Consider the following 2376-nt stretch of genomic DNA (forward strand, 5'->3'; position numbering starts at 1 on the left):
TCCAGACCTCGACAGAATTTGCAGGAAACTACCCATAATCTGCCAGGTTCCTGCAAATGCATCAACAACTTTCCGCTTCAAACCCTTGCTGCAAAAGGCTCTCCGGATTGTTCAGGTTCGACTACTTATAGGTAGCTGGCGGCGTGTCGGAAATTTCCGAAATTTTTCTCATCGGCGCCGAGCGATGATGCGGGTGACCGTCGAGAATTAGGGCGAAGTTGCCGTTCGCCTATTTTTTGTATTTGACATAATGTAATTTCAACAATGACAATGAAGTAGTTGAATAATTCATTATGCTATGTCGAATTAGCTCCTCAACGGTGCGCAAGGGACAAGCTTGCAGTCGGACCATTAATGGTTTAAATTCGGTCTTGTCTGTATCTCTCCCGGAGCCTTGGATGCATCTCGCCGATCATGTCAAGCCGATCAGCTACCTCAAAAGCGAAGCGGCGCAAATTGTCAAGGACCTGACTGAGTCGGGAGAGCCGCTCATCATCACGCAGAACGGCGAAGCGAAGCTTGTCGTTCAGGATGTGCGAACCTATGAATCGACGCAGCAGTCCCTCGCGCTTCTAAAAATCTTGGCTGTCGGCCAGAAACAGATCGAACGCGGGGATCACGTGGATGGCGATGAGTTCTTTGCGGAACTCAACGAGCTCGATCGCCAGGAAAAGCTCCGCTGATGGCGGCACCGCTGCTGAAATACCGCATTCTCCCGACCGCGCGGATCGGCATCGACGAACTCAGAAGCTATGTCGTCCGCACATTCGGGTGGGAAACATGGCGTCAGACATCGGCGCAACTGCAGGAAACGATCACGCAGATTCGGCAGTTTCCCGCTACCGGCCATACGCCTACCGAACTCGAGGGCTTTTTCGAGGACGGTTTCCGGCAGGCCCTTTCTGGCAAGAATCGGATCATTTATCGGGTCCGCGACGATACCGTTTTCATTCATCTCGTGGTGGACGTGCGACGCGATCTGCCCTCCCTTCTTCAAAGAATCGTGCTTCGCCTGATGTAATGGGCGCCGACCGGTGTCTCGCGGTCATGCGGCAGCGCTGCGTTGATACCTTGGCGCACACTGCTACAACTTGCGACCTCTGAGTGAATCTGCTTGTGCGGCTCGGCAGAGCGTTCCCGCAAGAAAATGCCTTGGTATTCAATGCTATCCGCTCGTTTCCCGACTGCATGCTCCTGATCGCCGGCACGGCGGTGTGTCCCGAAACTAAGGCGTTGCACCACGAGCGTCTGCGGTCCACCGAAAAGCACATAGCGAATCTGGTACGACACCGGGCGCGTCTTCTCGAAACGCTCAACGACGGTTGTGCCTCTTCCCTGGATTAGTGGGCGGTTTTCAACTTCCGCGGCGTGCACGACCGTGCGCATACGTTCACCCGACCGCTTCCCTACGAAGCGATCCGCGGTGGCAAGCGCCAAAATTGGGGTATTCGTCCTTTTCGTGCTTGTATGGACCCGACGGTTTGTTTTGTTTTCTCTGTTAAAAACAAAATGCTTGAAATCGTAGATTCTGCGGGAGCGCATCCTTTTGATGTAAAATCTGGCGCATTTATCCGCCCGCGCACCTGGCCGGCGAGCGCATGATTGAGGGCGGCCAGCAGAACCGCACCACGCGCTGTAGTCCTGCGGTCTGTGTGCATGCAGAACCGGTTCACGATCCAGCGATGCGCCGCCTTAGCGGCGCATAGAGAAGAATCTCTCGATAGCGATCGATCGGAAAGCTCAGCGTTCCACGAAAATTCACATGCGTAAAATGCGCTGGGCCCATCCGCCGTAACCAGTCGTCGTCCACCCGTTGGCCCTTGCTTCGCCAACGACCAAGGGTTGTCTGGATGCGCTGTGTATTCCACGCAATGACCAGGCTTGTCAGCAGCGTCAAGGAGCCAGAAATCGCGATCATTTCGTCGCGGCGTCGCCCGCGCTCCGGCGCGATCTTGCCAGTGTGGATTGCACGCTGCAACTGATGGACCGCACCGCGGTTGAGCAGCGTATGGATTTCTCGCCGGGACTCAATGTTGCTGAAGTAGTCGCACAGGAAAAGCGTGCGCAGTAACCTACCGAGGTGGTCGGCTGCCCGGTACACCGGGTCGCCCTGCGCCACGCTTCCGAACCGCTGCACGGCGACCATTGCGCTCACGCGCACCGCATGAATTGATGCAACGAGGCGCAGCAGTTCCTTCGTAAACGGTCAATAAAAGACGTCCTTCGGACGAAATGCAGAAGGTCAGAAGCTAGTGTGGTGAGTTAGAAATTCATTTCATTAATCAGTTTTGCTGCCAGCGATGACGAAGTGCTGCTTGAAGAGGCGTTCGGATTCGCGCAAACCGTCGTCGGTGAGGATCACGGATTTCGCTTTAT

General features: G+C 55.1%; 3 protein-coding genes and 1 pseudogene. 2 read left to right on the top strand and 2 right to left on the bottom strand.

Features of this window, described 5'->3' with window-relative positions:
- Positions 1-398 precede the first annotated feature (398 nt).
- Together AB4Y34_RS41390 and AB4Y34_RS41395 are read left to right on the top strand one after the other, a co-directional pair.
- Positions 399-683: a type II toxin-antitoxin system Phd/YefM family antitoxin gene (locus AB4Y34_RS41390; protein ID WP_176126203.1), complete on the top strand. Its 285-nt coding sequence runs from the start codon at positions 399-401 to the stop codon at positions 681-683.
- Entirely contained in the window at positions 683-1021 is a 339-nt protein-coding gene (locus AB4Y34_RS41395) for a type II toxin-antitoxin system RelE/ParE family toxin (protein ID WP_368719249.1), read from the top strand. Before AB4Y34_RS41390 ends, AB4Y34_RS41395 begins: the two co-directional genes overlap by 1 nt.
- A 648-nt stretch (positions 1022-1669) precedes the next feature.
- On the opposite strand, the pseudogene AB4Y34_RS41400 reads toward AB4Y34_RS41395, so the two are convergent.
- Together AB4Y34_RS41400 and AB4Y34_RS41405 are read right to left on the bottom strand one after the other, a co-directional pair.
- Positions 1670-2194 (bottom strand): annotated as a pseudogene (locus tag AB4Y34_RS41400) (Tn3 family transposase); the annotation flags it as partial.
- Between the two features lie 84 nt (positions 2195-2278).
- The coding region (locus AB4Y34_RS41405) for a DUF6429 family protein (protein ID WP_368719250.1) at positions 2279-2376 on the bottom strand (98 nt) is incomplete at its 5' end.

The organism is Paraburkholderia sp. BR10954 (assembly GCF_040965775.1).
Lineage (GTDB): Bacteria > Pseudomonadota > Gammaproteobacteria > Burkholderiales > Burkholderiaceae > Paraburkholderia > Paraburkholderia youngii.